This is a genomic window from Pseudomonas mosselii (assembly GCF_005796105.1).
Lineage (GTDB): Bacteria > Pseudomonadota > Gammaproteobacteria > Pseudomonadales > Pseudomonadaceae > Aquipseudomonas > Aquipseudomonas mosselii_C.
In genome coordinates this window covers 176,533-199,997 of record NZ_VAUO01000008.1, presented here as the reverse complement: position 1 = coordinate 199,997, position 23,465 = coordinate 176,533, and the positions used below count along the sequence as shown (strand labels likewise).

General features: G+C 63.1%; 19 protein-coding genes. 8 read left to right on the top strand and 11 right to left on the bottom strand.

The genetic code is table 11. The features are described 5' to 3' along the window. Positions 1 to 42: 42 nt before the first annotated feature. The gene (uvrD, locus tag FEM01_RS17490) at positions 43 to 2,226 is read right to left on the bottom strand and encodes a DNA helicase II (protein WP_138220737.1); all 2,184 of its coding nucleotides are present in this window, start codon (positions 2,224 to 2,226) and stop codon (positions 43 to 45) included. Positions 2,227 to 2,466: 240 nt separating this feature from the next. Here uvrD and FEM01_RS17485 point away from each other — a divergent pair, with 240 nt between their 5' ends. Beyond that, positions 2,467 to 5,340, top strand: coding sequence for a putative bifunctional diguanylate cyclase/phosphodiesterase (locus tag FEM01_RS17485; RefSeq protein ID WP_240791768.1), 2,874 nt, complete (start codon positions 2,467 to 2,469; stop codon positions 5,338 to 5,340). 5 nt (positions 5,341 to 5,345) lie between these two features. Here the strand turns inward: FEM01_RS17485 and zwf are convergent, their stop codons facing one another. Beyond that, a complete protein-coding gene (zwf, locus tag FEM01_RS17480) occupies positions 5,346 to 6,788 on the bottom strand; it encodes a glucose-6-phosphate dehydrogenase (RefSeq protein WP_138220735.1) in 1,443 nt (480 codons plus the stop codon). A 103-nt stretch (positions 6,789 to 6,891) separates the two neighbouring features. On the opposite strand from zwf, the gene hexR reads away from it, so the two are divergent. Beyond that, positions 6,892 to 7,758 (top strand): transcriptional regulator HexR, encoded by an 867-nt coding sequence (gene hexR, locus FEM01_RS17475; RefSeq protein ID WP_138220734.1) that lies wholly within the window; start codon positions 6,892 to 6,894, stop codon positions 7,756 to 7,758. Between the two features lie 179 nt (positions 7,759 to 7,937). Continuing rightward, positions 7,938 to 8,159, top strand: a complete 222-nt coding sequence (locus FEM01_RS17470; protein WP_138220733.1) for a PA3496 family putative envelope integrity protein — start codon at positions 7,938 to 7,940, stop codon at positions 8,157 to 8,159. Here the strand turns inward: FEM01_RS17470 and FEM01_RS17465 are convergent. Beyond that, positions 8,101 to 9,063, bottom strand: coding sequence for a LysR family transcriptional regulator (locus FEM01_RS17465; protein WP_138220732.1), 963 nt, complete (start codon positions 9,061 to 9,063; stop codon positions 8,101 to 8,103). The two genes, FEM01_RS17470 and FEM01_RS17465, sit on opposite strands and share 59 nt — an antisense overlap. Positions 9,064 to 9,252: 189 nt before the next feature. Here FEM01_RS17465 and FEM01_RS17460 point away from each other — a divergent pair, with 189 nt between their 5' ends. Continuing rightward, positions 9,253 to 10,668: an acetyl-CoA carboxylase biotin carboxylase subunit gene (locus tag FEM01_RS17460; protein WP_138220731.1), complete on the top strand. Its 1,416-nt coding sequence runs from the start codon at positions 9,253 to 9,255 to the stop codon at positions 10,666 to 10,668. A gap of 98 nt (positions 10,669 to 10,766) precedes the next feature. Then, positions 10,767 to 12,575: a sodium-extruding oxaloacetate decarboxylase subunit alpha gene (gene oadA / locus FEM01_RS17455; RefSeq protein WP_138220730.1), complete on the top strand. Its 1,809-nt coding sequence runs from the start codon at positions 10,767 to 10,769 to the stop codon at positions 12,573 to 12,575. Positions 12,576 to 12,667: 92 nt separating this feature from the next. Here oadA and FEM01_RS17450 read toward each other — a convergent pair whose 3' ends face one another. The 3 genes from FEM01_RS17450 to FEM01_RS17440 are packed head-to-tail and all read right to left on the bottom strand — an operon-like array spanning position 12,668 to position 14,438. Continuing rightward, positions 12,668 to 13,342, bottom strand: coding sequence for a GNAT family N-acetyltransferase (locus tag FEM01_RS17450; protein ID WP_138220729.1), 675 nt, complete (start codon positions 13,340 to 13,342; stop codon positions 12,668 to 12,670). Between the two features lie 7 nt (positions 13,343 to 13,349). Further along, positions 13,350 to 13,796: a GNAT family N-acetyltransferase gene (locus FEM01_RS17445; protein WP_138220728.1), complete on the bottom strand. Its 447-nt coding sequence runs from the start codon at positions 13,794 to 13,796 to the stop codon at positions 13,350 to 13,352. A 12-nt stretch (positions 13,797 to 13,808) separates the two neighbouring features. Next, positions 13,809 to 14,438 carry an FMN-binding negative transcriptional regulator gene (locus FEM01_RS17440; RefSeq protein ID WP_138220727.1) on the bottom strand — a complete coding sequence of 210 codons (630 nt, stop codon included), beginning with the start codon at positions 14,436 to 14,438 and terminating at the stop codon, positions 13,809 to 13,811. Positions 14,439 to 14,528: 90 nt separating this feature from the next. Here FEM01_RS17440 and FEM01_RS17435 point away from each other — a divergent pair, with 90 nt between their 5' ends. After that, complete coding sequence (locus tag FEM01_RS17435; RefSeq protein WP_138220726.1) at positions 14,529 to 16,061, top strand: PLP-dependent aminotransferase family protein; 1,533 nt, start codon at positions 14,529 to 14,531, stop codon at positions 16,059 to 16,061. Positions 16,062 to 16,115: 54 nt separating this feature from the next. Here the strand turns inward: FEM01_RS17435 and FEM01_RS17430 are convergent, their stop codons facing one another. From FEM01_RS17430 to aspA, 4 genes are all read right to left on the bottom strand, one after another. Then, positions 16,116 to 17,219 (bottom strand): extracellular solute-binding protein, encoded by a 1,104-nt coding sequence (locus tag FEM01_RS17430; protein WP_138220725.1) that lies wholly within the window; start codon positions 17,217 to 17,219, stop codon positions 16,116 to 16,118. Positions 17,220 to 17,221: 2 nt separating this feature from the next. Further along, entirely contained in the window at positions 17,222 to 18,262 is a 1,041-nt protein-coding gene (locus FEM01_RS17425; protein WP_138220724.1) for a histone deacetylase family protein, read from the bottom strand. A 135-nt stretch (positions 18,263 to 18,397) separates the two neighbouring features. Beyond that, positions 18,398 to 19,390, bottom strand: a complete 993-nt coding sequence (locus FEM01_RS17420; protein WP_138220723.1) for an AraC family transcriptional regulator — start codon at positions 19,388 to 19,390, stop codon at positions 18,398 to 18,400. Positions 19,391 to 19,554: 164 nt separating this feature from the next. Then, on the bottom strand, positions 19,555 to 20,979 hold the full coding sequence (gene aspA, locus FEM01_RS17415) for an aspartate ammonia-lyase (protein ID WP_138220722.1): 1,425 nt from the start codon (positions 20,977 to 20,979) through the stop codon (positions 19,555 to 19,557). Positions 20,980 to 21,161: 182 nt separating this feature from the next. Here aspA and FEM01_RS17410 point away from each other — a divergent pair, with 182 nt between their 5' ends. After that, positions 21,162 to 22,079 (top strand): LysR substrate-binding domain-containing protein, encoded by a 918-nt coding sequence (locus FEM01_RS17410; protein ID WP_138220721.1) that lies wholly within the window; start codon positions 21,162 to 21,164, stop codon positions 22,077 to 22,079. Here the strand turns inward: FEM01_RS17410 and FEM01_RS17405 are convergent. Further along, positions 22,071 to 22,697: a hypothetical protein gene (locus tag FEM01_RS17405; protein WP_138220720.1), complete on the bottom strand. Its 627-nt coding sequence runs from the start codon at positions 22,695 to 22,697 to the stop codon at positions 22,071 to 22,073. The two genes, FEM01_RS17410 and FEM01_RS17405, sit on opposite strands and share 9 nt — an antisense overlap. A 267-nt stretch (positions 22,698 to 22,964) precedes the next feature. Here FEM01_RS17405 and purE point away from each other — a divergent pair, with 267 nt between their 5' ends. Then, positions 22,965 to 23,456, top strand: a complete 492-nt coding sequence (gene purE, locus FEM01_RS17400) for a 5-(carboxyamino)imidazole ribonucleotide mutase (protein WP_038411454.1) — start codon at positions 22,965 to 22,967, stop codon at positions 23,454 to 23,456. The last annotated feature ends 9 nt before the right edge of the window (positions 23,457 to 23,465 follow it).

The following is a 23,465-nucleotide window of genomic DNA, read 5'->3' as shown; positions in this document are numbered from 1 at the left end:
TCAACAAAGGCGGCGGGCCCGCTCCAACGGAGCGGGCGCACCTCAGAGGGCTTCGAGCTTGGCGTAACCCAGCATCAGCCACTTGCTGCCTTCGGCGAAGTTCACCTGCACGCGGGCCTGGGCGCCAGAACCCTCGAAGTTGAGGATCACGCCTTCGCCGAACACAGCATGCTGCACGCGCTGGCCGAGGTTGAAGGCCGTCTGCGGAATATTGGCATTGGCGAACAGATTGCTGGCCGGCGCCTTGGCACCGCCGAACGGACGGCTGACGCTATTGGACAGGCGCACTTCCTGCACCAGCCCCGGCGGAATCTCGCGCACGAAGCGCGACACCTTGTTATAGGTCTCGCTGCCATACAGACGGCGGGTTTCGGCATAGGTCATGATCAGCTGGCGCATGGCCCGGGTGATGCCGACGTAGGCCAGGCGACGCTCTTCTTCAAGGCGGCCCGGTTCTTCGAGGCTCATCTTGTGCGGGAACAGGCCCTCTTCCATGCCGACCAGGAATACATAGTGGAACTCGAGACCCTTGGCACTGTGCAGGGTCATGAGCTGGATGCTGTCTTCATGTTCGTCGGCCTGGGTGTCGCCGGCTTCGAGCGAGGCATGACCCAGGAAGGCCGACAACGGCGACAAGTCTTCGTCCTCGTCGGTGGTCTCGAAGTTGCGCGCTGCGCTGACCAGTTCCTCAAGGTTTTCTACGCGTGCCTGGCCTTTCTCGCCCTTTTCTTCCTGGTGATAGATGATCAGCCCGGACTGCTCGATGACCGTCTGGGTCATCAGGTGCAGCGGCATGTCCGCGACTTTCGCCGCGAGGCTCTCGATCAGTTCGATGAACGCGCCCAACGCGCTGGCGGCACGGCCCTTGAGGGCCTTGGCAGCGAGCAACTGGCACATGGCTTCCCACATCGATAGCTGGCTGTGGCGGGCGTGGTCGCGGATCGCCTCGACGGTCTTCTCGCCAATGCCACGAGGCGGCACGTTGATGACCCGTTCGAGCGCTGCGTCGTTGCCGCGGCCTTCGAGCAGGCGCAGGTAGGCCATGGCGTTCTTGATTTCGGCACGTTCGAAGAAGCGCTGGCCGCCATAGATGCGGTATGGAATGCGCTCGCGCAGCAGGGCCTCTTCGAGCACCCGCGACTGGGCGTTGGAGCGGTACAGGATGGCTACTTCGTTACGCGCGTTGCCTTGCTTGATCAGGCTTTCGATGGTCTCGACCACGTAGCGCGCTTCGTCGTGCTCGTTGTAGGCGGCGTAGAGCGTCAGCGGCTCGCCTTCGCCCATGTCGGTCCACAGCTCCTTGCCCAGGCGGCCACTGTTGTTGGCGATCAGGGCGTTGGCGGCCTTTAGGATGCCGCCGGTGGAGCGGTAGTTCTGCTCCAGGCGGATCATCTCTGCGTCGGGGAAGTCGGCGGTGTACTGATGGATGTTCTCGATCTTCGCCCCGCGCCAGCCGTAAATCGACTGGTCGTCGTCACCCACCGCCATGAGGCTGTCGCCCCCGGCGCCGAGCAGGCGCAGCCAGGCGTACTGCACGGCGTTGGTATCCTGGAACTCGTCCACCAGAATATGGCGGAAGCGGCGCTGGTAGTGCTGCAGCAGGCCAGGCTGGTCACGCCACAGGTCGAGTGCACGCAGCAGCAGCTCGGAGAAGTCGATCACCCCGGCGCGCTCGCAGGCCTGCTCGTAGGCGGCGTAGACATCGCGCATGGTGCTCAGGAACAGGTCGCCACTGGCTTGGATATGGCGCGGGCGCAGGCCCTCGTCCTTCTGCCCGTTGATGAACCACTGGGCCTGACGGGCCGGCCATTTCTGCTCATCCAGACCGAGCTCACGCATCACGCGCTTGATCAAGCGCTGTTGGTCGTCGCTGTCGAGAATCTGGAAATTCTGCGCCAGCCCCGCTTCCTGCCAGTGCGCGCGCAACAGGCGGTGCGCCAGGCCGTGGAACGTGCCTACCCACATGCCGGCCGGGTTGATGCCCAGCAGTTGCTCGATACGCTGGCGCATCTCGGCGGCGGCCTTGTTGGTGAAGGTCACCGACAAGATCGAGTGCGGCGAGGCCTGTTCGACCTGGATCAGCCAGGCGATACGGTGCACCAGCACGCGGGTCTTGCCCGAGCCAGCGCCGGCCAGCACGAGTTGGCGCCCCACCGGGGCCGCTACGGCCTGGCGTTGAGCGTCGTTGAGGGAGTTCAGCAGGAGGGAGAGGTCATCTGTGTGCATCCAGCCATTCTAGGGCCGTGCGGGGGGCAGGGGCAAACGCCCCCTGCGTAAATCATCCGGCGTCGGCTCGACCGTTCATCGGTGTGCCAGCGCGGGCCGCGTGGTTGAGCGGTCGCACTTAGACGGGCGAGACATTTTCGAGATCATGACGTACAGCAGTTTGGTCCGGCGCGACGCTTGTGTATGCTCCCTGCACATTTGCGGTCAGCCATATCAAGAACACAACAAGAAACCAGCCATATGACCCAGGATTGCATGGCGGTGGGAGTACCGCCGCAGACGACACGGAGCGTTCGCCGGCGATTCGCCACCGAGCTGTCGATCGAGCGCACCCGCCTGTTGTACCAAGGATCGCTCCTGCCCACGCTGTTCATGCTGCTCAACGGCCTGCTCTGTGCCTGGCTGTTATGGGCCCCTGAGCGCTACCTGCTGGTCAGCGTCTGGGTGGTCTGGTTGCTTGCGCTGGTGGCGCTGCGGGTGATCCAGGTGGCGGCGTTCGAGGCCGCTGCCCCGGCGCGCCAGGCCCAGCCTACTTGGTGGCGGATGTTCCTGGCCGGCTCTGCGTTCAGCGGCCTGACCCTGGCCTGTGCGGCGATCGCGCTGGTGCCTGTGGATAACTTCGTGCAGCAGGCCTGGGTGTTCGGTTTGCTGGGCGCTGCGGCGCTTTCGGCCAGCGTCGCCTATGCGGTCAGCCTGCCGGCGTTTCTCAGCTTTGCCATACCCTGCCTGCTGCCGCCGGTGGCGTACCTGTTCTTCTATGATGCTGGCCAGCAGCGTGGGTGGGGCTGGTTGGGCCTGTTCCTGCTGGGTGCGCTGGTGGTGGTCGCGTGGCAGGTCAATCGGCTGTTCGAGCGCAGCTTGCTGCGGCGTTTCCAGAATCAGTCGCTGATCGAGCACCTGCAGTCCGCCCAGCGTCACGCCGAGGACCTCAACCATCAGCTCAGCGCCGAGGTGCGCCAGCGTCGCCTGGCGGAAGAGGAACTGCGCAAGGCCCAGGCAGGCCTTGAACAGCGCGTGGCCCAGCGCAGTCATGAACTGGACTTGGCCAATCAGGCCCTGAGCAAGAGCGAGCAACGCCTGGCGCTCGCGCTCGATGCCAGCGAGCTGGGCTTGTGGGACTGGAACCTGGCCACCGACGAGGTGCACCACACTCAGCTGCATGCGCTGTTCGGCCTGGATGCCGAGCAGGTTCGCTCGGTACGTGCCGACCTCAAGCCGCGCTTGCACCCAGACGACCTGCCGGTGTTACGCCGGACCCTGGTCGAGCACCTCAAGGGGCGTACCGACGATTATCGGGTGGAGTACCGGGTACGCCATGCCCAGGGCCACTGGTGCTGGATTGAGGACCGCGGCCGGGCGGTGGAGCGTGATGCCGACGGCAAGGTGCTGCGCATGCTTGGCACCCGTTGCGACATCTCCGTGCGCAAGGCGCAGGAGGAGCAGCAACGCTTGGCGGCGACGGTGTTCGAGGCGGCCAGCGAAGGCATCGCGATTCTCGATCCGCAGTACAAGCTGTTGGCGGTCAACCAGACCTTCTGCGACGTGACCGGGTACGTACGCGCCGAGTTGATCGGGCGCAACGCGCTGGAGCTGTCGTGCAGCCGCGACGCGCGGCGCCACAGCCATGCCATCGACCAGGCGTTGGAGCAGCAGGGGCGTTGGCAGGGCGAGTTGGTGGAAGCGCGCAAGAACGGCGAGCTTTACCCGCAATGGTTGCAGCTCAACAGCGTGCGCGATGCGCGCGGCGCAATCGCCAGCATTGTCGGCTTCTACACCGACCTGTCGGCCCGCCGCGAGTCGGAGGAGCGGCTGCGCTACCTGGCCCATTACGACGACCTCACCGGCCTCGCCAACCGTGCGCTGTTCCGCCTGCGTCTGCACGAGGGCGCGCAGCGCATGCGTTCGAATGGCCGTAGCCTGGCCTTGCTGCACGTCGACCTGGATCGCTTCAAGTTGCTCAATGAAAGCCTCGGCCATGAGTTGGCCGACCAACTGCTGAAGAAAATGGCCCAGCGCATCGCCAATGCCGTGCCCGAGGCTGACACGGTGGCACGTCTGTCGGGCGATGAGTTCGCGATCCTGTTCGATGGCTACACCAACCTGTCCAGCCTGGTGCGCGTCACCACGCGCCTGCTCGACAAGCTACGTGTGCCGCAACGGCTAGGGGGGCATGAGCTGGTGGTCAGTGCGTCGGTGGGCATCAGTCTGTTGGCTGACGGCAATTTCGATCTCAACGCACTGGTCGGCCAGGCCGACATGGCCAAGCAGCACGCCAAGCATCTGGGGGGGGATAACTTCCAGTTCTACACTGAGAGCCTGCGCGCCAGCACGCTGGAGCGCCTGCAACTGGAAAACCAGTTGCGCAAGGCCATCGACGAGCGCCAGTTGCTGGTCTACTACCAACCCAAGCTGTGCCTGCGTACGGGCCAATTGCACGCCGCCGAGGCTCTGGTGCGTTGGCAGCATCCGACGTGGGGTATGGTGCCGCCCGGCGAGTTCATCGGTCTGGCCGAGGAGACCGGATTGATCGCACCGATGGGTGAGTTCGTCCTGCGCCAGGCGTGCTCGCAGGCCTGTGAATGGCGCCGCCAGGGCATGGAAATTCGGGTGTCGGTCAACCTGTCGGTGTATCAGTTGCGCCAGGGTAAATTGGTCAGTCTGGTCCGGCAGGTCCTGCAAGAGTCAGGGCTGGCGCCGCACCTGCTGGAATTGGAACTGACCGAGAGCCAGTTGCTGGACAGCGTTGAGCACATCATCGCGGCGTTCGAGCAGTTGCATGCCCTTGGCGTGAAGCTCGCCATCGATGATTTCGGTACGGGGTACTCGTCACTGAGCTATCTCAAGCGCTTCCCGGTGGACTACGTGAAGATCGATCAGGCATTCATTCGCGGCTTGCTCGAAGGCAGCCAGGATGCCGCCATCACCCGGGCGATCATCGCCATGGCCAAGAGCCTGGAACTCAAAGTGGTGGCCGAGGGTGTGGAAACCCCGGAACAACTGGCGTTCTTGCGCGAGCACGGCTGCGACGAGGTGCAAGGCTACCTCATCAGCCGGCCTGTCGACCCTGGTGCCTTCGAGGCGCTGCTCAACCGCCCGCGCACCGATTGGCTCTGAAAAGCCTAGGGGTGCCAGGTCAGGCCATGACGTGCCAGTAGGCTGTTGGCCTGCTCGGGGCCGTTGCTGCCGGCCGGGTAGGGGCGCGGGGCCTGGAAATGTGCTTCCCAGCCCTGCAGGATCGGGTCGATCCAGGCCCAGGCCGCCTCGACCTCGTCGCGGCGCATGAACAGCGTCGAGTCGCCCGCCAGTACATCCAGCAGCAGGCGCTCATAGGCCTCCCAACGACGGGTCTGGGCGAACGCCTGGGCAAGGTTCAGGTCCAGCTCCACCGGAGCCAGGCGCATGCCTTTGCCAGGGCTCTTGGTCATCATGCGCAGGCTGATGCGTTCGTCCGGTTGTAACTGGATGATCAACTGGTTGGCCTGGCCGCCATTGAACAGTTCGTGGGGCACTGGTTTGAACTGGATGACGATCTGTGATGAACGCCGAGCCATGCGCTTGCCGGTACGCAGGTAGAACGGCACGCCGGCCCAGCGCCAGTTGTCGATGTGCACCTGCATGGCCACGAACGTCTCGGTGTCGCTGTCGTTGTCCACGTCTTTTTCGAAGTAGTACGCCGGCACTTCCTGGCCGCCGATCTTGCCCGCGTGGTACTGGCCGCGCACGGTCGTGTCCTGCACGTCCTGGCCGGTGATGGGTTTGAGCGCCCGCAGAATCTTCACTTTTTCGTCGCGCACCGCCTCGGCCTCGAACTGCGCCGGAGGCTCCATCGCCACCAAGCACAGCAGTTGCAGCAGGTGGTTCTGCAACATGTCGCGCGTGGCGCCCGCACGGTCGTAGTAGGCGCCACGGTTTTCCACGCCGAGCGTCTCGCACACGCTGATCTGCACATGGTCTACCTGGCCGTTGCGCCAGACCGGCTCCAGCAGGGCGTTGGCAAAGCGCAGGGCCATGAGGTTCTGCACGGTTTCCTTGCCCAGGTAGTGGTCGATGCGAAACACCTGGGACTCCTCGAACACCGCGCCGATCGCCTGGTTGATGGCGGTGGCCGATTCCAGTGAGTGGCCGATGGGTTTCTCCAGCACGATGCGCGCTTCGGCGTCGGCCAGGCCGGCGATGCGCAGGTGGTTGGCGATTGGCACGAACAACTGCGGCGCGGTGGCCAGGTAGTAGATCCGGGTCAGCCCTCCAGGTTCGCCCAGGTAGCGTGCCAGGCGACCGAAGTCGGCGCTTTGCATCGCGTCCATCGGGAAGTAGTCGAGCCGCGCGCAAAAGCGCCGCCAGACGTCCTCGTCGAAATCCTGGCGCGCGATCTGAGCCCGGCAGTGGCGTTCGGCGAGTTTGACGTAGTCGTTGCGCGGCAAGGGCCGCCGAGCCAGGGCGATGATCCGCACGGCGTTGTGCAGACGAGCCTCACGATACAGGTGATAGAGCGCTGGCAGCAGTTTGTGTAGGGCAAGATCGCCCGTGCCGCCAAAGACCAGGATGTCGCAAGGAATAGTCAAACCGCCACTCTCCACGTTCGTTTAACTGGGCGGGTTGGCAAGCATGTAGTATAACTACAAGAAAGCTACATCCCGGCCAGCCGATCATAACCGAGTCCCGCCCGTGAATCTGTTGCAACATATCGCCCAATCGCGCCACCTGCTGCGCAAATCGGAACTCAAAGTGGCCGACCACGTGCTGCTCGATCCGGCTGCCGTCATGCACAGCTCGATGGCCGATCTGGCGCATAGCGTAGGCATTAGCGAGCCGACCATCGTGCGCTTCTGCCGGGCAATTGGGTGCTCGGGCTTCCAGGACCTCAAGCTCAAGCTGGCGCAAAGCCTGGCGGCGGGCGCCAGTTTTGGTCAGTTCGCGATCCATGAAGACGACTCGGTCGCCGACTACAGCCTGAAGATCTTCGATACGACCCTGCATACCCTGATGGAGGTGCGTGAGCACCTCGATCCGCTCGCGTTGCAGCAGGCGGTGACCGCCATGTCCCAGGCGCAGCGTGTTGAGTTCTACGGCTTTGGCGCTTCCGGTGCCGTGGCTGCCGATGCCCAGCACAAGTTCTTCCGCCTGCTGCTCAGTGCGGCCGCGTATTCCGACCCGCACATGCAGGCCATGTCGGCGGTGACCCTCAAGCCGGGTGACGTGGCCGTGTGCATCTCGCAATCGGGGCGTTCGAAGGACCTGCTGATCTCGGCCAACCTGGTACGCGAGAGCGGCGCTACGCTGATTACCCTGTGCCCGAGCCAGACCCCGCTGGCCGAGCTGTCGACGGTCAACTTGGCCATCGACGTGCATGAAGACACCGAAATCTACACCCCGCTGACCTCGCGTATTGCCCATCTGGTGGTGATCGACGTGCTGGCCATGGGCGTTGCCATGGCGCGCGGTCCGAGCCTGGTGAATCACCTCAAGAGCGTCAAGCGCAGCTTGCGCAGCCTGCGTTTGTCGCCTAAGTCGATCAAGGCTACAGACGACTGATTTCGGCCTGAACCGCTGCCCTAACGGCCCTGCAATCGTCGCGGGCGCGGGCTTGCCGGAGTGCCGCTAAGAGGCCGGCCCAGGCGAACGAAATTTCACCGTTCTGTCACCATTGCACCGTCAAACCGTAAACCCCCATTGCCATCCTGAACTCCCACATCCTATCTGGGAGACAGGCAATGGCACGCGATCAACAAGACGGTTCGTACCAACCCAACGCCAAGGCTCGCAAGCAGCAGGAAAAGGACCAGCGCCGTATGGAGTTCCGCCGCGCCATCGAAAGCTACTGCGACCAGCGCCAGCTGCTGCGCGAGATCGCCGACTACCCCGACCTGCAAGACATTACGGTGTGGCAGGTATCGGCGGCAACTTCCCCGAGAAACGTTCAACAAGCCCGCTGATCTGCGCACGTTCGCCGCGGATGAACGCCTGGAACGCCAACGCCACCGGCGATTGCCGCTTGCTCTTGGACTGCACCAGGCACCAGCTGCGGTAAAGCGGCAGCTCTTCGACCGGCAGCTCGCGCAGCACGCCTGTGGCCAGTTCCATGTTGACCGCATGGCGCGTCAGCAAGGCGATGCCCAGGCCCGCCACCACGCATTCGCGTTGGGCGTCGTTGGAGGCGACTTCGAGGGTCTGGGTGAAGTGCACGCGCTTGTCCTTGAAGAACTCCTCGCAGGCCTTGCGCGTGCCTGAACCCTGTTCGCGAACCAACAGTGTATGAGGCTCCAGGTCCTGCAGGCGCAGGTGCTCGAGCGTGCACAACGGATGGTTCGGCGGTGCCACCGCAACGATTGGGTTATTCAGAAATGGGAGAAACTCCAGGCCCATGTCTTGAGGCACCATCGACATGATGATCAGGTCGTCACGGTTGTCCGAAAGGCGCCGTATCGCTTGGGCGCGGTTAACCACGGTGAGGGTCAGGTTGACCTCCGGGTGGCGTTGCTTGAAGGCGGCGAACAGGTGTGGCACGAAGTACTTGGCGCTGGATTCGATCGCCAGTTTGAGCTGTCCTTGCAGTGAGCCCTGCATGTCCGACAGCTGCATGTCGAGATTCTCCAGGCGCCCGAAGATGTCGCGGCTGGCGCGTTGCAAGGCTTCGGCGGCTTCGGTCAGGTAGAGCTTCTTGCCGACGTACTCGAACAGGGGCTGGCCCACCAGTTCTTCGAGCTGGCGGATCTGTAGACTAACGGCGGGTTGCGTCAGCGCCATCTCCTCGGCGGCACGGCTGTAGGAGCGCAAATCACACACTTCGTTGAAAATCTGAAGCTGACGTAAAGTCATACGCATCAAAGACTTACGCATATTTTTCCCGCCATTGGCAAAACCTTGTTACCTAACTATAAGCTTTTGCTAATACAGCCTCTAACAAATATTGATTTTTGTTTATCTTCCGTCAGCGCTAGGGTGAATGTGCGACTGGCCAGCAGCGTCTGGTCACGCGCCGACCGGTAGAACCGGGTCGACTGTTCCTACGGCTTTGGGAAGACTCCAGTGATAAAAAAAATCCTGATCGCCAACCGGGGTGAAATCGCAGTTCGCATCGTGCGGGCCTGCGCCGAGATGGGCATTCGCTCTGTCGCGATCTATTCCGACGCCGACCGTCATGCCTTGCACGTCAAGCGCGCCGACGAGGCCTACAGCATCGGTGCCGAGCCACTGGCCGGCTACCTGAACCCGCGCAAGCTGGTGAACCTCGCTGTGGAAACTGGCTGTGACGCCCTGCACCCGGGCTACGGTTTCCTGTCGGAAAACGCCGAACTGGCGGAAATCTGCGCCGAGCGCGGCATCAAGTTCATCGGCCCGGCCGCCGAGGTGATTCGCCGCATGGGCGACAAGACCGAAGCGCGCCGCACCATGATCGCGGCGGGGGTCCCGGTGACACCCGGTACCGAAGGCAACGTGGCCGATATCCATGAAGCCCTGCGCGAAGGCGACCGCATTGGTTACCCGGTCATGCTCAAGGCCACCTCTGGCGGTGGCGGGCGCGGTATCCGCCGTTGCAACAGCCGTGAGGAGCTAGAACAGAATTTCCCTCGCGTCATCTCCGAAGCCACCAAGGCCTTCGGCTCGGCCGAAGTGTTCCTGGAAAAATGTATCGTCAATCCCAAGCACATCGAGGCGCAGATCCTCGGTGACAGCTTTGGCAACGTGGTGCACCTGTTCGAGCGCGATTGTTCGATCCAGCGCCGCAACCAGAAACTCATCGAAATCGCCCCGAGCCCGCAGCTCACGCCCGAGCAGCGTGCCTACATCGGCGACCTGGCCGTGCGTGCGGCCAAGGCGGTGGACTACGAGAATGCCGGTACCGTGGAGTTCCTGCTCGCCGATGGCGAGGTGTACTTCATGGAAATGAACACCCGGGTGCAGGTGGAGCACACCATCACCGAGGAAATCACCGGTATCGACATCGTCCGTGAGCAGATCCGCATCGCCTCGGGCCTGCCGCTGTCGGTCAAGCAGGAAGACATTCAGCACCGTGGTTTCGCGTTGCAGTTTCGTATCAACGCCGAGGACCCGAAGAACAACTTCCTGCCCAGCTTCGGCAAGATCACCCGTTACTACGCCCCCGGCGGTCCGGGCGTGCGCACCGACACGGCCATCTATACCGGCTACACCATTCCACCGTTCTACGACTCCATGTGCCTGAAACTCGTGGTCTGGGCGCTGTCCTGGGAAGAAGCCATGGACCGTGGCCTGCGGGCCCTGGACGACATGCGCGTGCAAGGCGTGAAGACCACCGCCGCGTACTACCAGGAAATCCTGCGCAACCCGGAATTCCGTAGCGGCCAGTTCAACACCAGCTTCGTCGAAAGCCACCCTGAACTGACCAACTATTCGATCAAGCGCAAACCCGAAGAGCTGGCCCTGGCCATCGCCGCCGCCATCGCCGCCCACGCAGGCCTTTGAATGCAGCTGCAAGCGATAAGCGCCAAGCTGCAAGCAAAAGCGGATCGGCTTTTTCTTGCGGCTTGTAGCTTCAAGCTTGCCGCTACGAGGAGATAAGAATGTCCAAGAAAATCTTTGTTACCGACACGATCCTGCGTGACGCCCACCAGTCCCTGCTGGCCACCCGTATGCGCACCGAAGACATGCTGCCGATTTGCGACAAGCTCGACAAAGTCGGCTACTGGTCGCTGGAAGTCTGGGGTGGCGCGACGTTCGACGCCTGCGTGCGCTTCCTCAAGGAAGATCCGTGGGAGCGCCTGCGCAAGCTGCGTGCGGCGCTGCCTAATACCCGTCTGCAGATGCTCCTGCGTGGCCAGAACCTGCTGGGCTACCGTCACTACAGCGACGACGTGGTCAAGGCCTTCGTGGCCAAGGCTGCGGTCAACGGCATCGACGTGTTCCGCATCTTCGACGCCATGAACGACGTGCGTAACCTGCGCGTGGCCATCGAAGCAGTCAAGGCTGCGGGCAAGCATGCCCAGGGCACCATCGCCTACACCGTCAGCCCCGTGCACACCATCGATGCCTTCGTGAAACAGGCCCAGCAGATGGAAGCCATGGGTTGCGATTCGGTGGCGATCAAGGACATGGCCGGTCTGCTCACCCCGTTCGCCGCTGGCGAACTGGTCAAGGCGCTGAAGGCCGAGCAATCGCTGCCGGTGTTCATCCATTCCCACGACACCGCCGGCCTGGCTGCCATGTGCCAGCTCAAGGCCGTGGAAAACGGCGCCGACCACATCGACACCGCCATCTCCAGCTTCGCCTGGGGCACCAGCCACCCAGGCACCGAATCGATGGTTGCCGCGCTCAAGGGCAGCGAGTTCGATACCGGCCTGGACCTTGAACTGCTGCAAGAGATCGGCCTGTACTTCTATGCCGTGCGCAAGAAGTACCACCAGTTCGAGAGCGAGTTCACCGCCGTGGATACCCGCGTGCAGGTCAACCAGGTGCCGGGCGGGATGATTTCCAACCTGGCCAACCAGCTCAAGGAGCAGGGCGCGCTCAACCGCATGAACGAAGTGCTGGCGGAGATCCCACGGGTGCGTGAAGACCTCGGCTTCCCGCCGTTGGTGACGCCGACCTCGCAGATCGTCGGCACCCAGGCGTTCTTCAACGTGCTGGCTGGCGAGCGCTACAAGACCATCACCAACGAGGTGAAGCTGTATCTGCAAGGTGGTTACGGCAAGGCCCCAGGCGTGGTCAACGAGCAGCTGCGCCGCCAGGCCATCGGCAGCGAAGAGGTGATCGACGTACGCCCGGCCGACCTGCTCAAGCCGGAAATGGCCAAGCTGCGCGCCGACATCGGTGCCCTGGCCCGCAGTGAAGAAGATGTGCTGACGTTCGCCATGTTCCCGGACATCGGGCGTAAGTTCCTGGAGGAGCGCGAAGCCGGCACCCTGACCCCAGAAGCGCTGCTGCCGATCCCGGAAGCGGGCGCTGCGGCCACGGTCGGCGGTGAAGGCGTGCCGACCGAGTTCGTCATCGACGTACATGGTGAAACCTACCGCGTCGACATCACTGGTGTAGGCGTCAAGGCCGAGGGCAAGCGTCACTTCTACCTGTCGATCGACGGCATGCCGGAAGAAGTGGTGTTCGAGCCGCTCAACGACTTCGTTGGCGGCGGCGGCAGCAAGCGCAAGCAGGCCAGTGCGCCGGGCCACGTCAGCACCAGCATGCCGGGCAACATCGTCGATGTGCTGGTCAAGGAAGGCGACGTGGTCAAGGCCGGCCAGGCGGTGTTGATCACCGAAGCCATGAAGATGGAGACCGAAGTCCAGGCGGCTATCGCTGGCAAGGTCGTGGCCATCCACGTGGCCAAGGGCGACCGGGTCACCCCGGGCGAGATCCTGATCGAGATCGAGGGCTAAACAGCAAGCCCTCATCTGCAAGCGGTTAACCTCTGGGGAGCGAATGCTCCCCTTTTTTTAAGGAAGCTGCATCTTGAGCGGCAAGGCCGCACCTACCTGGACTTACGACAAGCCTCCAATGTTTGCGCCTGGCCCTCGGGGCGCTGGTTGTCCGCGCTCAGCCAGCGCTCGAAGCCTGCCGCCAGCGCTGGCCATTCAGCGTCGGTGATCGAATACCAGGCGGTATCCCGGTTGCGGTCCTTGACGACCATGTGCTGGCGAAACACCCCTTCGAAGACGAAGCCGAAGCGCTCGGCGGCGCGCTTGGAGCGGGCGTTGGCGTCATTGCATTTCCATTCCAGGCGGCGGTTGCCCAGTTCGAAACCGAGCTTGCCCAGCAAGTACACGGCCTCGGTGCCTTTGGCGGTGCGCTGCATGGCCGCGCCGAAGGCGATATGGCCAATTTCGAAACGGCCTTGCTCGGGCACGATGGACATGTAGCTGAGGATGCCCTGCACCTGGCCGCTGGTGCGGTCGATGACGCTGTAGAACAGCGGGTCACGGCTGGCGGCATTGCCCTGTAGCCAACGGTCGAAGCTGGCACGCTCGTGGAATGGGCCATAGGGCAGGTAGTCCCACAGCACTGGGTCCGAGCCTGGCCCCTGCAACACGTGCCAGAGATCGTCGGCATGCCGAGCGGGGTCGAGTTTTTCCAGGCGGATGAAGCGACCTTCGAGGGGCTCGGCGTTGGGCGTGGCGGCTGGTTTCCAGTTCAATACGTCGGTCATGATCGGCTTACAACCCTTTGCGGAATTGAATGAAGCCCGGCCGTTCGGCGACCTGCTCGTACAGGCCGATGGCGGTGGCGTTGGTTTCGTGGGTCAGCCAGTGCACCTTGATGCAGCCATCGGCCTTGGCCGTGGCGTACACCTGCTCAATCAATTGGCGACCGATGCCCAGCCCGCGTACTGCGGTGTCCACGTACAGGTCCTGCAAGTAGCAGGAATGCTCAATGCTCCAGTTGGAGCGATGGTAGATGAAGTTGACCATGCCCACCGCCTTGCCATCGACCCAGGCCAGGGTCGAGTGGGTCGGCTCGCTGGGGTCGAGCAGGCGTTTCCAGGTCGTGGCGCTGACCTCTTCAGCCAGTTCGGTCTGGTAGAAACGCAGATAGGCCTGCCAAAGGGGCAGCCAGGCGGCGTGGTCGTCGATGCTAACCGGGCGCAAGGTGACGCGGGTCATGGGCGGTTTCCTTCAGAGGTCGCGCATCTGCGCGGCGAGTTGGTTGTCCAGGTAGTCGGAGCTTGCGCCCAGGCCTTCACGCACGCCAGCGATGTCCTGCGCTGAGCGGTTCTGGCTGAGCTTGCGCGCGCCTTGCAGGCGCGCGATGGGCAGGCGGATGCCGACGATGGCGCGTAGCATGCCGTCGAGGTAGTCAGTGGGTGCATCAGCGACGCGCCAGGGGGGATCGCGGCCCTGCTCATGGCGCTCTGTCAGGCGGCTGACGATGTCCAGCAGCGGCGAGGCCGCGTGGATCACCTCGATGGGCCCATAGGCGTGCACGGCGGTGTAGTTCCAGGTCGGTACGACCTTGGGGTTGTCGGCCTTGCTTGGGTAGTAGCTGGGGCTGACGTAGGCGTCGGCGCCGGGGAACACCAACAGCGCCTGCGCCCCGCGCTCCAGGTCCTGCCACTGACGATTGGCCCGGGCGAGGTGTGCGTAGACGGTGCCGAATGCGCCTTCGTCGGTGACCACCAGCACCGGCAGATGGCTTGCCAGCAAACCCTGTTCGCCGTGGCTGACCAGCATTGCCAGGCGGGTGTCGAGCATGTGCTGATGCAGGCGATTCAGATCGTGTTCCTGATGAGGTTTGCTGTTGTACATGCCGCTGTTCCTTGTGCTGTAGCGGTATCCTAGGCAGGCTATTGGCTCTGTGTAAGAGCCATTAATGACTGTTTTGACAGGTCCAATGCCATGACCGAGCGATCCCATGCACTGCCTTTCGACCCGACCGGCCTGGTGCTCGACCGCCGCCGCGGCCTCAGCCAGCAGCTGTACCAGGCGTTGCGTGCGCGGGTACTGGACGGGCGCCTGGGCAGCGGTACGCGGTTACCCGCGACGCGGGACCTGGCCGCGATCCTGGCGTTGTCGCGCAACAGCGTGGTACGTGCCTATGACCAGTTGTACGCCGAGGGCTACATCGAAAGTCGGGTGGGCGACGGCACCTACGTGAGCCAGCTGCCGAAACTATCCACACAAGTATCCACAGGGTTATCCCTAGGCTTATCAACAGAGTTATCCACATTTCAGGCTTGTGATACTGAGGATTCATCCAGTTCGACACCCTCCAGCGAGCCCTTGCAACGCCTCAATAAACACCATCTACCGTTGCCACGAACGGGTGCGCCACGGGCTTTTCGGGTGGGCGTGCCGGCGTTCGACCTGTTCCCATTCGAGGCCTGGGCCAAGCTACAAGCGGGTTTCTGGCGAAATCCCGCGCCTTCGCTGCTCGGTTATGGCGACCCCGCCGGAGAGCCGCAACTGCGCGAACTGATCGCGACGTACCTACGGCGCTCGCGTGGCCTTTCCTGCACGGCTGAACAAATTGTGATCACCAGTGGCGCGCAACAGGCCATCAGCCTTTGTGCACAGCTGCTGTTGCAGCCAGGTGACGGCGTGGCTGTGGAAAACCCGGGGTATCGCGCCGCTGGCAACGCCTTTGCCTTGGCGGGGGCGCAAGTAAGGGGCGTGGCGGTGGATGGCGAGGGCATGGATTGCGCGCAGCTTGTCGGCTTGAGGGACTGCCGACTGGCCTACGTGACCCCTGCGCATCAATATCCGACTGGGGTGACCATGAGCCTGGCCCGGCGCTTGGCGCTGCTGGCCTGGGCCGAGCGCCAGGATGGCTGGATCATCGAAGATGACTACGACGGCGAGTACCGCTACAGCGGCGCGCCATTGGCGCCACTGGCCGCCCTCGATCGCCAGGGCCGTGTGCTGTACGTCGGCACATTCGGCAAGATCGCCTTTCCCGCGCTGCGCCTGGGTTACCTGGTGCTGCCGCAGCACCTTGCACAGGCGTTTGCCCGTGGCAAGGCGCTGGCGGTAAGGCATTCGGAGGTGAGTACGCAGTGCGTGATGGCGCAGTTCATGGCTCAGGGCCACTTTCAGCGGCATATTCGGCGGATGCGTCGTGCGGCACTGGCTCGGCGCAACGTCTTGCAGGCTGGCTGGCCGCAGGAGGTGGAGGGGCTTGGCAGCATGCCGCAGGTGGCGGCAGGGCTGCATGTGAAAGTGCCTGTGGATAACTTGGCGCGGGAGCAGGACCTGGTGGCGCGCGCCGAAGCGGTTGGCGTGGAGGTCAATCCGCTGAGCAGCTACTGGCTGGAGGACAGCGAAGTGCCTGTGGATGAGCGGGCAGGGCTGGTGCTGGGATTTGCGGCAGTGCCGGAGGGGGAGATCGCCGAGGCCTTGATGAAATTGCGCAAGGCCTGGCGTAACGGATGATGCAACTGGCCGCGCGCGGTGGCCGGCATCCCGAACCACCGCGCAGCAAGCGCCTCAGGTCCCGGACTTGATCTTGGTCCAGGCGCGGGTTCGCGCACGCTCGGCATCACGCGGCAAGGGCTTGAGGGTATACAGCTTGGCCATAGCCTCGGGCGTCGGGTACAGGTTGGGGTTGTTACGGATCGCCGGGCTGACCTTGTCGGTGGCGTCCTTGTTCGGGTTCGGGTAGCCGACGAAGTCGCTGATCGGGGCGATCACTTCAGGCCGCAGCAGGTAGTTGATGAAGGCGTGCGCATCCTCGGGGTTGGTGGCGTTCTTCGGAATCGCCAGCATGTCGAACCAGATCGGCGCGCCCTCCTTGGGCAGGCGCATGTCCACCACCACGCCATTGTTGGCCTCGCGTGCGCGGTTGGCCGCTTGGGAGAAGCTGCCCGAATAGCCGACTGCCACGCAGATATCGCCATTGGCAATGTCGGCCATGTACTTGGAGGAGTGGAAGTAGGTGACGTTGGGGCGAATCTTCAGCAACAGGTCCTGGGCCTTCTGGTAATCGGCCGGCTTGCCGCTGTTAGGGTCCAGGCCCAGGTATGCCAGCGCCAGCGGCAGGATCTCCGACGGTGAGTCGAGCAGTGCCACCCCGCATTGCTTGAGCTTGGCGATGTTCTCTTCCTTGAAGATCAGGTCCCAGCTGTCCACGGGGGCATCCTCGCCCAGCGCGGCCTTGACCTTGGCTGGGTTGAAACCGATCAGCACGGTGCCATACATGTAGGGCACGGCGAACTTGTTGCCTGGGTCGTTGGCTTCGATCAGCTTCATCAGCGCTGGATCCAGGTGCTGCCAGTTGGGCAGCTTGCTGCGGTCAAGCGGCTGGAACACCCCGGCTTCGATCTGCTTGGCCAGGAACACGTTGGACGGCACCACCACATCGTAGCCGGAGTTACCGGTCAGCAGCTTGGCCTCCAGTGCCTCGTTGGTGTCAAAGATGTCGTACACCAGCTTCACCCCACTGTCCTTCTGGAAGTCGGTGAGGGTCTGCGGGGTGATGTAGTCGAACCAGTTGTACACCCTCAGGGTGCGCTGGTCGGCATGGGCGTGCAGGGCGCCGGCCAGTAGGCTGGCGGTGACGAGCGGGGCGAGCAGACGCTTGAAGCGGACCATGATCAGGCTCCTGGCAGGGCGCGCTGGAAGCCTTCCAGCACATTGACGGCGTTGATGCCGATTTCTTCCACAGCGTAGCCGCCCTCCATCACGAACAAGGTTGGCTTGCCGAGTTGGGCGATGCGCTGGCCCATTTGTAGATAGTCTGGGCTGTCCAGCTTGAACTGCGAGATTGGATCGTCCTTGAACGTGTCGACCCCCAGCGACACCACCAGTACCTCGGCGTCGTAGTCGGCGATGCGTTGGCAGGCGTCCTCCAGGGCCGCGCTCCAGGCCGCCCAGTCGCTGCCAGCGGGCAGCGGGTAGTTGATGTTGCAGCCTTCGCCCTGGCCTTCGCCGGTTTCGTCGGCGTAACCCAGGAAGAACGGGAATTCGTCCTGCGGGTCGCCGTGGATCGAGGCGAAGAACACATCGTTGCGCGTGTAGAAGATGTCCTGGGTGCCGTTGCCGTGGTGGTAGTCGACATCCAGAATGGCCACCTTGCGCCGGCCTTGGTCGAGGAATGCCTGGGCCGCGATGGCGGCGTTGTTCAGGTAGCAATAGCCTCCCATCACTTCGGCGCCCGCGTGGTGCCCTGGGGGGCGGCACAGGGCGAACGCCGCATGGGCGCCTTGCTGGATCGCGGCCTGGGCGGTGAGGGCCACTTGCGCTGCGCTGTAGGCCGCTTGCCAGGTACCGGCAGTGATCGGGGCGCCGGCATCGAAGCTGTAGTAGCCCAGCTCGCCGTGCAGGCCGGTGGGCTTGATGTGGCGCAGGGTGCGGGCCGGCCAGGTGAACGGCAGCAGGTCGCCATCGTGGCCCAGGGAGGCCCAGCGGGCCCAGGCGCCTTCGAAGAAATTCAGGTAGTCGGCGCTGTGGATGCGCTGGATCGGCGCACGGCCGAAATCGGTCGGTCCCTGGACCGCACCGAGGTTGCGTCGCTTCACTTGCTCAAGTACATGGTCGGCGCGCGAGGGCATTTCGAAGCATGGCATCAACTGGCCGTCGATCAGCTCGCAGCGGCCGTGGTGCAGGCGATGGTCATCGGAATAGATCGTCAGCATTTGTTGTTCTCCAGTAGGGCTGGCGTGAAGCCAATTCTGCTGGGCGGGCGGCAAACCGGGGGACGGTCCAAACGGCCAAAAGGGGATCGATGTGGCCAAGTCATCCTCGCCGGCCTAGTTGCCGGCAAGTGCCGATCAACCCCGGAAATGACTAGGAGCGACACCGCTCCAGCGCTGAAACGCATGCCTGAAACTGGCGGTTTCGCTGAACCCCAGGGTCTCGGCAATCTGGTAGATCGGCATTTGGTCTTCGGCCAGCAATTGCTTGGCCCGCTCGAAGCGCAATTCGTCCAGCAACTGTTGATAACTGCTGCCCAGTGCCTGCAAGTGTCGGCGTAAGGTACGCGAGGAACAGTTCATCTGCCGCGCCAGCCCCTCCAGCCCCGGCGCTGCGTCCAACTGCTGTTGCAAGCGTTGGCGAATACGCCCCAGCCAAGCCTGGCGCCCGGTGAACTCAAGGTTCAGGCGACGGCAGCGTTCGCCCATTGCCTTGTGGGTGATCGGGTCGGCCAGCGGTAACGGCGTGTCCAGCCAGCGGCGTTCGAAGGCGAAGGCGTTGTCACGTGCCTCGAACCCCAGCGGGCACTGGAATGCACTGGCATAGAGCGTGTGGTAACTGGGGCGTGCATGTTCGAAGCGGGCCGCCAGCAGGGGCAGTGGGCGGCCGAGCAGGTCGTCGCAGATCACCTTGAGCGAGGTCAGGCAAAACTCGGCGTTGAATGCCGCCAGTCCTGGTGCATCGTAGTGTTCGCTGGCGCTGAGCCAGATACGCTGGCCATCATCGACCAGACGCAGTTGGAAGACGGTTCCCAACAGTGCCGGAAATTGCAGCGCCAGGCGCAGGGCGTCACCCAAAGTGGCACTGGAGAGCAGTGCGTAACCGAGCATCCCGTAGCACGACACGTGCATGCGTCGGCCTAACTCCAGGCCGATGTCCTCGCGGCGTGCCACGGCATTGGCGCACACCTGCAACTCTTGCTGGGTGGTGATACGGGCGTCGGCGTGGCCGAGGTCCGCCGCACCAATGCCGCTGCCGGCGAGCATCTGTTGCGGCGTCACGCCGTCCTCCTCGAACACCTTGAGGATCAGCGAAACGGCATTGAGTGTGGTCAGGTGGCTGTGCAGCATGCTCGGTATCCCGTTGGGCTGAGGGACATTATGGAGCAAGTTGTGTGCCGGGACGTGAGGCGCGCGCGACCATAAAAAAAGGGCCCGCAGCGTGCGCTCGGGCCCTTGAAAGGTTGAGAGGTGTCTAGTCCCTCGACCTGGTGAGACGGTGTGCAGCTATCGGGTTACGCCTTCAGCGGAACCAGACGTGGAGCGATCATGTTTTCCGGGCGCAGGATGTCGTTGAGCATCGCTTCGTCCAGCAGCTGTTCCTCGCGCACCAGTTCCAGCACGCCGCGACCGGTTTCCAGGGCGACGCGGGCGATACGGGTGGCGTTTTCGTAGCCGATGTACGGGTTCAGGGCGGTGACCAGGCCGATCGAGTGCTCGACCAGTTCACGGCAGCGCTGTTCGTTGGCAGTGATGCCGACGATGCAGTGCTCGCGCAGCATGTCCATGGCGCGCTGGAGCAGGCGGATCGAGTCGAAGATCTTGTAGGCGATCAGCGGCTCCATCACGTTCAGCTGCAGTTGGCCACCTTCGGCGGCGACGGTCAGGGCCAGGTCGTTGCCCATGATGGCGAAGGCCACTTGGTTGACGGCCTCCGGGATCACCGGGTTGACCTTGCCTGGCATGATCGAGCTGCCTGGCTGGCGTGCTGGCAGGTTGATCTCGTTGATGCCGGTACGTGGGCCGCTGGACAGCAGGCGCAAGTCGTTGCAGATCTTCGACAGCTTGACCGCAGTGCGCTTGAGCATGCCGGAGAACAGCACGAAGGCGCCCATGTCGGAGGTGGCTTCGATCAGGTCGGCGGCAGGCACCAGCGGCTGGCCGCTGATGGCAGCCAGGCGTTGCACGGCAAGGGTCTGGTAGCCAGGGTCGGCGTTGATGCCGGTGCCGATTGCGGTGCCGCCCAGGTTGATTTCGGTCAGCAGTTCCGGGGCCAGCGAGCGCAGGCGCTGCAGGTCTTCGGTCATGGTCGTGGCGAAGGCACGGAATTCCTGGCCCAGGGTCATCGGTACGGCGTCCTGCAGCTGGGTGCGGCCCATCTTCAGGACGTGGTCGAACTCCTTACCTTTGGCGGCGAAGGCCTGGATCAGGCTGTCGAGGCTGGCCAGCAGGGCGTCGTGGCCCAGCAGCAGACCCAGACGGATCGCGGTCGGGTAGGCGTCGTTGGTCGACTGCGCCATGTTCACGTCGTTGTTCGGGTGCAGGTGCTGGTATTCACCCTTCTGGTGACCCATGACCTCAAGCGCGACGTTGGCGATGACTTCGTTCGCGTTCATGTTGGTGGAGGTGCCGGCACCCCCTTGGATCATGTCCACCACGAACTGGTCATGGAAGTCGCCCTTGATCAGTCGGGCACAGGCGGCGCTGATGGCAGCGTGCTTGGCATCGCTCAGGTGGCCCAGCTCACGGTTGGCGTCGGCAGCAGCCTGCTTGACCATGGCCAGGGCCACGACCAGCTTGGGGTAGTGCGACAGCGGCACACCGGAGAGGTGGAAGTTGTTGGCAGCGCGCAGGGTCTGGATGCCGTAGTAGGCATCGGCAGGGACTTCGAGGGTGCCAAGCAGGTCTTTTTCGACGCGGAACGATGCAGCGGAGGACATGATAGATATCATCTCGATTTTGGCCCGGCACATGCCGGAATGGCGCCAATCCTAGGCCTGAAGCCGATTTTGCGGCCAATGCTGTTGCACGCTAACCTATGCACAAACGGCATACGGTTTGATGTGACGTCAATTGATAAACGAGCGTGTTCCATTTTGGTGCACGCGTTGCGGAGTAATCGATGAACCTCGAAAGCAAATGGCTGGAGGACTTCAGTGCCCTGGCCTCCACCCGCAGTTTTTCCCAGGCCGCCGAGCGCCGTTTCGTCACCCAGCCGGCTTTCAGCAGACGTATCCGCAGCCTGGAGGCAGCCTTGGGGCTGACCCTGGTGAATCGGTCCCGCACGCCCATCGAGCTGACCGAGGCTGGGCAGCTTTTTTTGGTCACTGCGCGTACCGTTGTCGACCAGTTGAGCGAAATTCTCCGCCATTTGCATCATCTTGAAGGTGGTCAAGGCGAGGTCATCCAGGTGGCTGCCGCGCATTCGCTGGCGTCGGGCTTTTTCCCCCGTTGGGTGGCGCAGTTGCGCAACGAGGGTTTGAACATTGCCACGCGCCTGGTGGCGACTAACGTCGGGGATGCCGTGCACGCGTTGCGCGAAGGGGGCTGCGACTTGATGCTGGCCTTCTACGACCCTGATGCGGCCTTGCAGATGGACGCCGAGATCTTCCCGTCGCTGCACATGGGAAACACCGAGATGTTGCCGGTATGCGCGGTGGACGCCGACGGCAAGCCGCTGTTCGACCTCGAAGGCGAGGGCAGTGTGCCGCTGCTAGCGTACAGTGCAGGGGCCTTCCTTGGCCGTTCGGTCAATCTGCTGCTGCGCCAGCGCAACCTGCGCTATACCACGGTGTATGAAACGGCCATGGCCGACAGTCTCAAGAGCATGGCGCTGGAAGGCATGGGTATCGCCTGGGTGCCAAGGCTGTCGATGCGCGGCGAGCTGGAGCGCGGCGAATTGGTGATCTGCGGTCCCAGCCAGTGGCATGTGCCACTGGAAATTCGCTTGTATCGCTGCGCGCTGGTGCGCAAAGCCAACGTCCGCGCGTTGTGGCGCAAGCTCGAATCGGCCGGTTCGTTTGGGGAGCCTTCAGTGTGAGTTGTATTTGAGGTATTCGCTGATGTTGGCGCGATTCTGATCGCTATACCGATAACAGTGGGAACGCGCCGGGATACGCGGATGGGTGTAGGTTTCGCAGATCCACCCGTTGAACTTCAGCTCCGCGTCCTCATGAGTGGCTGAGAGCATATGGCCTATTTCGTGAGCAGGGGCCGAGTAGGTGGCTATCGAGGCTATTGCAGTGGTTCCTTTCATGTAGGCCAGACCTGCCTTGTAGTTCAGGCCGCTGTGATCGTAACTGTCGCGCGTCATCAGCAAGTGCTTGTCCATGAACGAGAAGATCCGATTCGAGATCAAGTCGCCGATCTCGCGGGTGAATGCTTGAAGAATCTCGGTCGATGGAAGGCCGTGGTAGGCAATATCGGTGATTCCGGGTACGTTGCGCCGAAAGATCAGCTCGACTGGATGTTTGGTAAACGTATGCATTTCATCCAGCCAATGCTGGAAATAATCGTGGTGCAGTTGAGCATCGGCTATGTCACTGAGGTCATCGTGCAGGTAGACGGTCACCACCAGCGAACGGGCGGCACTGGCGCTAGGCAGTTGCAGGCACAGCGACAAACCGAACAGGATCGAGAGCAGGTAGTTTTTTTTCATGGTGCCTCCACAGGGCAGGAACAGGGAGGCTCGATATTCATGCGCAGGCCTGGTGCCCGGCAGTCGGAAAACTTGTCCCGCGAGACAGCTTGCCCTTTGATCTGACCTGTGCTTGCAGGGGTGGGCGACGTCGTTGCAAATACGCTACAATCCCCCGCCTTCGGTCGACCTGGCCGATTCAGAATCCGTATGACAAGCCACGCTGGCCCACCTGCGTGGCTTGTTGCTTTTAGCGCGCCAGAAGGCGCTTGCAAGAGAGGCTCGACGATGAGTGCACTGGTTGGCGTGATCATGGGCTCCAAGTCCGATTGGTCCACCCTTAGCCACACCGCCGATATGCTGGAAAAACTCGGCATCCCTTACGAAGTGAAGGTGGTTTCCGCTCACCGCACCCCGGACCTGCTGTTCCAGTACGCCGAGGAGGCCGAAGGCCGTGGCATCGAGGTGATCATCGCCGGTGCCGGTGGCGCTGCCCACCTGCCAGGCATGTGCGCCGCCAAGACCCACCTGCCGGTGCTGGGCGTACCGGTGCAATCGTCCATGCTGTCGGGTGTCGATTCGCTGCTGTCTATCGTGCAGATGCCCGCTGGCGTGCCGGTGGCTACCCTGGCCATTGGCCGTGCGGGTGCGGTCAATGCCGCGCTGCTGTCGGCCAGCATCCTGGGAGCCAAGCATCCACAGTTCCACGCGGCGCTCAAGCAGTTCCGCACGGAGCAGACCGACACCGTGCTGGACAACCCAGATCCGCGCCAGGCTTGAGGCTCACGA